The organism is Lentimicrobiaceae bacterium (assembly GCA_028697555.1).
Classification (GTDB): Bacteria; Bacteroidota; Bacteroidia; order Bacteroidales; family UBA4417; genus UBA4417.
Genome location: JAQVEX010000074.1, coordinates 1 through 7,423 on the forward strand (window position 1 = coordinate 1; position 7,423 = coordinate 7,423).

At 36.7% G+C, this 7,423-nt stretch carries 9 protein-coding genes; all 9 read left to right on the forward strand.

What is annotated here, in order from left to right; translation table 11 throughout:
- Positions 1-749, forward strand: a 749-nt coding sequence (locus PHP31_09545) for a PKD domain-containing protein (protein MDD3739520.1), incomplete at its 5' end; no start/stop codon positions are given.
- 31 nt (positions 750-780) lie between these two features.
- Positions 781-2,193 (forward strand): TldD/PmbA family protein, encoded by a 1,413-nt coding sequence (locus PHP31_09550; protein MDD3739521.1) that lies wholly within the window; start codon positions 781-783, stop codon positions 2,191-2,193.
- A 24-nt stretch (positions 2,194-2,217) separates the two neighbouring features.
- The gene (locus tag PHP31_09555; GenBank protein ID MDD3739522.1) at positions 2,218-3,537 is read left to right on the forward strand and encodes a metallopeptidase TldD-related protein; all 1,320 of its coding nucleotides are present in this window, start codon (positions 2,218-2,220) and stop codon (positions 3,535-3,537) included.
- 70 nt (positions 3,538-3,607) lie between these two features.
- Complete coding sequence (locus PHP31_09560; GenBank protein ID MDD3739523.1) at positions 3,608-4,477, forward strand: permease-like cell division protein FtsX; 870 nt, start codon at positions 3,608-3,610, stop codon at positions 4,475-4,477.
- Positions 4,478-4,488: 11 nt separating this feature from the next.
- Positions 4,489-4,782 carry a DUF3098 domain-containing protein gene (locus PHP31_09565; protein MDD3739524.1) on the forward strand — a complete coding sequence of 98 codons (294 nt, stop codon included), beginning with the start codon at positions 4,489-4,491 and terminating at the stop codon, positions 4,780-4,782.
- Positions 4,783-4,787: 5 nt separating this feature from the next.
- Positions 4,788-5,567, forward strand: a complete 780-nt coding sequence (locus PHP31_09570; protein MDD3739525.1) for an undecaprenyl-diphosphate phosphatase — start codon at positions 4,788-4,790, stop codon at positions 5,565-5,567.
- Positions 5,568-5,580: 13 nt separating this feature from the next.
- Positions 5,581-6,321: a tRNA pseudouridine(55) synthase TruB gene (gene truB, locus PHP31_09575; protein ID MDD3739526.1), complete on the forward strand. Its 741-nt coding sequence runs from the start codon at positions 5,581-5,583 to the stop codon at positions 6,319-6,321.
- Positions 6,322-6,340: 19 nt separating this feature from the next.
- Positions 6,341-7,006 (forward strand): OmpA family protein, encoded by a 666-nt coding sequence (locus tag PHP31_09580; GenBank protein MDD3739527.1) that lies wholly within the window; start codon positions 6,341-6,343, stop codon positions 7,004-7,006.
- A gap of 44 nt (positions 7,007-7,050) precedes the next feature.
- Positions 7,051-7,423 (forward strand): outer membrane beta-barrel protein (locus PHP31_09585; protein ID MDD3739528.1); only part of this gene is annotated, 373 nt, incomplete at its 3' end.

The following is a 7,423-nucleotide window of genomic DNA, read 5'->3' on the forward strand; positions in this document are numbered from 1 at the left end:
CTGAGTTAGTGAGTTGGGGTTGGACTATGATAGGTAGCAATGGTGAAGTTGCCTACATGGAAGGAAGAACACCGCAATACAATTTCGGAGCTCCGGGTAGCTACAAGGTTAATTTAACAGTAGCCGATACCAACGGATGTACAGGTAACATAAGCAAATACGTAACAGTTTACGGTTCGCCTATAAGTGCATTTAGATGGAACAAAAACGTTGACGACGTGCAAGGTAAGTTGCAGATGATAAACGGAACCATAGGCGCTCAGAACTACTACTGGGACTTTGGAAACGGAACATTCTCGCAAGAAAAAGAACCTATTATCACATACAACTACAGTGGCGATTACACCATTACGCTTGTTTCTATTAATGAGTATGGTTGCGTGGACACAGCACGTGCCGAGTACAGACTGATGTTCAAAGGCTTGTACATACCAAATGCTTTTGTTCCTGATGGCACAAACAACGAGCTAAGAACATGGAAGCCCGTAGGAATGAACCTTGCAACATACAGAGCCGAAGTTTACAACCAGCACGGCAACCTGATTTGGAGTAGCAACAAACTTACAGATAGAGGTGAGCCTGCCGAAGGTTGGGACGGAAAATACAAAGACAAGCCATGTCCTCAAGATGTGTACGTATATAGAGTTTATGCCACATTCAGAGATGGAGCCGTGTGGAGAAACAACGACGTTGGTGAAAGAAAAGGATTGGACAACTCTAATAGTGGTACTATCACGATAGTTAGGTAAGACATTTTAACGCATGCAATAATTAAAGTACATGAAGAACATAAAATTTTATACTGACTATTTCAAAGTTGACACAAACATTATAAATAAAGTTATTTTTGGGGCTTTAAGCAAAGGTGGAGATTTCTGCGATCTTTATTTTCAGTATTCTGAGTCTAACAGCTTAGCTCTAGAAGATGGTGTCGTAAATAAAACGTTCGCTGAGATTGATATAGGAGTAGGTATTCGAGTTTTAAAAGGCGAACAAACTGGTTTTTCATACACCGAAGTGTTAACTCTCGAATCGATGGTTAAAGCTGCACGTATGGCGGCATCTATTGCATCTACGAGCAAAAACATAAAGCCAATAAAATTTAAAGAAATGTCTCTCACAAAGTATTATTCGGATAAAATAGGCATATCAGGCGTTTCAAAAAAGGTAAAACTTCTGCGTGAGCTCAACGATAAGATTTTTAGCATAGATAAGCGCGTTGTTAAGTCAAGTTCAAGCATTTCCGATAGTTCTACCGTTATATTGTATGCAAATTCCGAAGGTGTTATCGTTGGAGATATTCGTCCAATGGCAAGACTAATGTCGAATGTAATAGCCGAAGGTGGTAATAAAAGAGAGCAAAACCGTTTCGACTTGTCGGGAAGATACGGGATAGATTATTTTTCAGAAGAAAAATTAGATTACATCGCAACTAACGCTGTAAATAACACTATCGAGTTATTTGATGCACAAACAATAAAAGGTGGGACAATGGAAGTTGTTTTGGCGGCAGGTAGTTCAGGGATATTGTTGCATGAGGCAATAGGTCACGGTTTAGAGGCTGACTTCAATCAAAAAGGAAGTTCAATTTTTGCAAATAAAATAGGACATAAAGTCGCAAAAGAATTTGTCAGCATTGTCGATGACGGCACAAATAATATGTCTAGAGGAGCAATAAACATCGACGATGAGGGGAAGTTATCTCAAAAAACATTTTTAGTCAGAAATGGTATTTTGGAAAGTTACCTTCACGACAGGCAGACTGCGAAATTCTATAAAGTAAAACCCACAGGCAACGGCAGGCGAGAGTCGTTTAGGCACTTGCCTTTGCCAAGAATGAGAAACACATATATGCTACCTGGACAAAGTACGCCGGAAGATTTAATAAAAAGCGTAAAAAAAGGAATATTAGTCGAAACTTTTACCAATGGTCAAGTGCTTATTGGCGGCGGAGACTTCACTTTTTATGTTAAATCTGGTTATTATATAGAAAATGGCGAAAAGAAACATCCGATAAAGGATGTAAACATAATAGGTAACGGACCGCAAGTTTTGAGCGATATAGTTATGGTTGCAAACGACCTTAAAATGACCGAAGGCGGATGGACTTGCGGCAAAGACGGACAAAGCGTCCCTGTTTCTATGGGACTGCCAACTACAAAGATTTCAAAACTTGTTGTAGGTGGCAATTAGTAATTTAAAATATTGATGTAACGTATGAATAAAAAAGAAATAGCCATAAAAATAAAAGATTTTGCAATTAACAACGGAGCTACCGACTGCTCGGTTAATATTGTGAGCGAATTTGAAACCGAAGTTAAATTTCAGAACAAACTCCTTGAAAGCATAAAACAGGCTGATAGTCAAACGGTTAATGTTGGAATGTATATAGGTAATAAATTTGCCAATTACGTAACTCACGATTTAGACGAAAAAAGTTTGCAAAAATTCATTCTCAATGCAATAAAAAACACCAAATTGCTTGTCAAAGATAAATATCGTAAACTTCCACCTTTGGAGCTGACTGCATCCGCCGAAGATATTTCCAAAGATCTTTGCATATTTGACAAAAACTTTGACAATCTAAATATTGAACAACAAAAGAATTTAGCAGAAAGCATTTGTGTGGCGGCACACGATTTTTCCGACAAGGTAATTGCTTCAGAATCAGAAGTTTTTACTTCTAAAATCAATCAATATGTTGTGATGAGCAACGGTTTTGAAGCTGAAAATCGAGAAACCATTTTTGGAGCCGTGGCATCGGTGGCAGTTAACGGAGACAACGAAACGCGTCCCGAAGGCAGCGATTGGGCTTTTGTTAGATGTTTTGCCGATATGCCTTACATTAAAAACATTGGAACAACAGCAACAACAAGAGCTTTGGATAAAATTGGGCAAACAAATATCGTTTCAAGAAAATATAAAATGATAGTGCAAAACAAGCGTGCCAGCAGACTTATCAGCGTGCTTGTCGATGCAATGTCGGGCGGAGCCATACAACAAAAGTCTTCGTTTTTGTTAGATAAGTTAAACGAAAAAGTTTCATCTTCAAAATTAACACTGATCGACGACCCTTTTGTTGAAAAAGCTATTGGCTCCCGAACCTTTGATAGCGAAGGCTTAAAATGTAAAAGACGAATTATGATTGACGAAGGAGTGCTTAAAAATTATTTTATAAGCTATTACTATTCGCAAAAACTAGGAATGAAGCCAACCAATGGAAGACCGTCTAATTTGATTGTCAAATTGGGACGAAAATCGTATCAGGGATTGATTAACGAAATGAAGTCGGGTGTAATTATTACCGACTTTGTCGGAGGCAATGCAAACACCACTACAGGCGATTTTTCCTTCGGAGTTTCGGGATTATTGGTCAAGGATTCTAAAATTACAAAACCGATTAGCGAAATGAATATTTCGGGAAATATTTTACATTTGTGGCAGAATTTGGTTGAAGTCGGGAACGACGAATATTTGTTTTCTAACATCAGAACACCGTCGCTACTGTTTGAAGATGTCGATTTCAGCGGATTGTAACCTATAAATGTATTGAGAAAATTTTCTCACTTTCAGAAAAAATGTATATTCGCAGAAATAATTTTATAAAATGAAACAAAGGGGAAAGAATAGGTTAAGAATTTCGTACATATCAAGTGTGATAAGTATTGCAACGGTGCTTTATATGATAAGCATCACAGGCATCTTGATTTTGTACGGAAACAAACTTTCTCATATCATAAAAGAAAATATTACAGTTAGCATATATCTGAAAAACAACGCATCCGACGAAGATGTAGCTAAACTGAAAAACACTTTAACCCAAAGAGTTTACATAAAAGATTTAAAATACATCAGCAAGGAACAGGCTGCTACTGAGCTATCGAGTGAACTTGGCGAAGACTTTGTCGAGTTCTTGGGCTACAATCCCTTGCCGTCATCAATTGATATAAATTTAAAATCGAATTATGCCAATAGTGACAGTTTAGTGAAAATTCAATCGCAACTGATGCAGTATTCGATAGTTGACGATGTGGTCTACCAAAAAATATTGTTAGACGAGGTAAATTCAAATCTCAAAAAAATCAGTTTGATTATTTTGTCTTTCAGTGCAGTACTCCTTATAATATCTATAATATTAATCAGCAACACCATAAAATTAAGTATATATTCAAAACGCTTCTTAATTCGCAGCATGCAATTAGTAGGAGCTACCGAAAATTTTGTTCGCAAGCCTTTCTTAAAGCAAGGCATTTGGCAAGGGATTATTGCATCCATTATCGCTATAGCTTTTGTTTTAATAACATTTTGGTTTATCGATAAAAAATTAGGCAATATTTACGAATTAGTTAAAATTGCTGAAATATTATTTTTTGGAATAATGGTCTTTTTGTTCGGATTTATTATTTCAATGTTGGCAACTTGGAAGTCGGTAAACAAGTTCTTGCGAATGAGAGTAGATAAATTGTATTCAAATTAAATAAATATAAAATGGCAAAGCGCACAAAAGAAAAAGAAAAGGAAAAACAAGCCCCAACAGTAGAGCAAAATCCTGATAACAAGGATTTTAGAGAAGAATTTGCTTTCGGAAAAGTTAATTATTATATTTTGCTAATAGGTTTGGCAATTACAATACTTGGCTTTATTTTGATGATAGGCGGTGGCTCCAAAGACCCAGACGTTTTCAACTACGATATGTTTGGTTTTAGGAGAATGACACTTGCTCCGATATTAGTATTATTGGGTTTTGCAGCTCAATTTTTTGCAATATTTAAGAAAAGCTAGTATTAATGAGTATTTTTCAGTCTATTATTATCGCCATAGTTGAAGGTTTGACGGAGTTTTTGCCCGTATCTTCAACCGGACACATGATTATTACCGAACATCTGCTCGGAGTCGATATCGACGATTTTACCAAAGCCTTTACAGTAAACATTCAGTTTGGAGCAATTTTGTCGGTAGTTGTACTATATTGGAAACGTTTTTTTAAAAGTTTAAATTTTTACTACAAACTGTTTGTGGCAGTTGTGCCCGCCCTCGTTTTGGGGTATCTTTTTGGAAATCTTATCGATGCTTTGTTAGAAAATGTTTTGGTTGTTGCAATTATGTTATTGGTAGGAGGTGTAGTACTTTTGTTTGTCGATAAATGGTTCCATTATACCGACGAAACTAGAGAGCCCACTTACAAAAATGCATTTATAATCGGGCTTTATCAGTGTATTGCAATGATACCGGGCGTTTCGAGGTCGGCGGCAAGTATAGTAGGTGGTATGCAGCAAAAACTAACCCGAACCAAAGCTGCCGAATTTTCGTTTTTTCTTGCAGTACCGACTATGGCTGCGGCTTCGGGATATAAGCTCTTAAGCACTTACCATGTTTTCAACGCTCAAAACATTCCAATTTTGATTTTGGGAAATGTTGTAGCTTTTATTGTTGCTATGCTTGCCATCAAGTTTTTTATAGCTTTTTTGCAGAAAAGAGGCTTCAAGCTTTTCGGGTATTATCGGATAATTGTAGGACTTGTAATTATAGTTCTACTCATTGCAGGTGTCGATTTAAAAATTGTATAATTAAATTTTTCAAATGTTTTATAATCCGGACGAAGGGAATATTATGCTTGTCGATAAACCTTACGGTTTTACCAGCTTTGACGTAGTCGGATTTTTAAGAAAACAATTGAGAATAAGCACAGGACTAAAAAAAATAAAAATCGGTCATGCCGGCACTCTCGACCCTTTAGCTACAGGACTGCTAATTGTTTGCGTCGGAAAAATGACAAAGCAAGCGCAAGTGTTTCAAGACTTGGATAAAGAATACACAGGCATTATCACACTTGGAGCAACAACACCTTCCTTCGATTTGGAAACCGAAATCGATAAAACCTATCCGTACGAGCATATAACTCCCGAACAAATTGATAATGTTGCAAAATCGTTTATCGGAACCATAAAACAAACACCACCTATATATTCGGCAGTCAAAGTAGATGGAGTCAGGGCGTACAAATTTGCCCGGAATAAGGAGGAGGTCGATATAAAATACAGGGAAGTTAATATCTCAGCTTTTGATATAACTGAGGTAAATCTGCCCGATGTACACTTCAGAATCAGCTGTTCAAAAGGGACATATATAAGAAGTATAGCCAATGATTTTGGCACAAAACTTGTTTCAGGAGGGTATGTTAAATCTCTTAGAAGAACCAAAATAGGAAACTATGATGTTAAGGATGCTAAAACCATTGAGGAATACGCAAAACTCATCAATCCTGATTGGTCAGGCTCTATTAGATTTAAAAGCAAGTTTATTAGTAAAAAAAATAATTAATCTTTAAATTTATTAATCTATGAAACAAATCACATTAACCTTAATGTTAGCAACTATATTGATAATATCAGGTTGCAACACTACAAGAACACAACGCGGAGCTATGATTGGAGCCGGAACAGGAGCCGCTGTAGGTGCAGTTATCGGAAGTGCATCAGGTAATACCGGAGTTGGTGCAGCAGTTGGAACTGTTGTTGGCGGAACTGCAGGTGCCATTATCGGAAAACAAATGGATAAGCAAGCTGCCGAAATAGAAAGACAAGTTCCTAATGCGGAAGTTATTCACAATGAGGGAGAACACTCAATTACAGTTAATTTTAGCTCGGCTGTGTTATTCCAAACTGCTAAGTACAATCTTAGCTCAACCGCTAAATCAACTATCAACGATTTAGCAACAATTCTAAAAACCTATCCCGATACAGACCTTGTTATTGAAGGACACACTGACAGCGTAGGTTCCGACGAATCCAACCAAACACTTTCGGAAAACAGAGCTAAATCTGTTTCAGAATATCTTAAAAGTTTAGGCGTTTCCGGAAAACGTATAACTACCATTGGTTACGGCGAATCGCAACCAATAGCTGATAACGCCACTGCTGAAGGTCGTGAACAAAATCGTAGAGTAACTTTTAAAATTACTCCAAACGAAAAAATGATTCAAGACGCAGAAAGACAATCAAATTAATGATCAACAAGGAGTATTTAAGTTAACATTAAAAAATATATTTTATGAAAAAACTAATTTTAGCAACATCTTTGTTAGTTGCGCTTTTTCTAAGTAGCAACTTGTTAGCTCAAGTTCACGTTGGTGTTAAGGGTTCATTTAACATGATGAACATGAATGTCAAACTGAACGATAACAAAGTAGACGAATTTAAAATTAAACCCGCTTTTAATGCCGGTTTGTTTGCCGAATTCGCAATTGCCGATGAATTTTATTTACGTCCCGAGTTATTGTTTTCTTCAAAAGGAGCTGCCTATAAAAAAACAGAAGAATTTCTTCTTATAGATGAGAAAAGAGAAATTGATAGTAAAACAACTTTAAACTACATTGAACTTCCTATTTACTTCTTGTATAAAGGACGTTTAAGTTCAGGAAATG

Bases quoted from the DNA above. Each gene is read 5' to 3' on its own strand.
- PHP31_09570 (MDD3739525.1), top strand. From the start codon at position 4,788: ATGAGTATTTTTCAGTCTATTATTATCGCCATAGTTGAAGGTTTGACG.
- PHP31_09550 (MDD3739521.1), top strand. From the start codon at position 781: ATGAAGAACATAAAATTTTATACTGACTATTTCAAAGTTGACACAAAC.
- PHP31_09565 (MDD3739524.1), top strand. From the start codon at position 4,489: ATGGCAAAGCGCACAAAAGAAAAAGAAAAGGAAAAACAAGCCCCAACA.
- PHP31_09555 (MDD3739522.1), top strand. From the start codon at position 2,218: ATGAATAAAAAAGAAATAGCCATAAAAATAAAAGATTTTGCAATTAAC.
- PHP31_09580 (MDD3739527.1), top strand. From the start codon at position 6,341: ATGAAACAAATCACATTAACCTTAATGTTAGCAACTATATTGATAATA.
- truB (MDD3739526.1), top strand. From the start codon at position 5,581: ATGTTTTATAATCCGGACGAAGGGAATATTATGCTTGTCGATAAACCT.
- PHP31_09560 (MDD3739523.1), top strand. From the start codon at position 3,608: ATGAAACAAAGGGGAAAGAATAGGTTAAGAATTTCGTACATATCAAGT.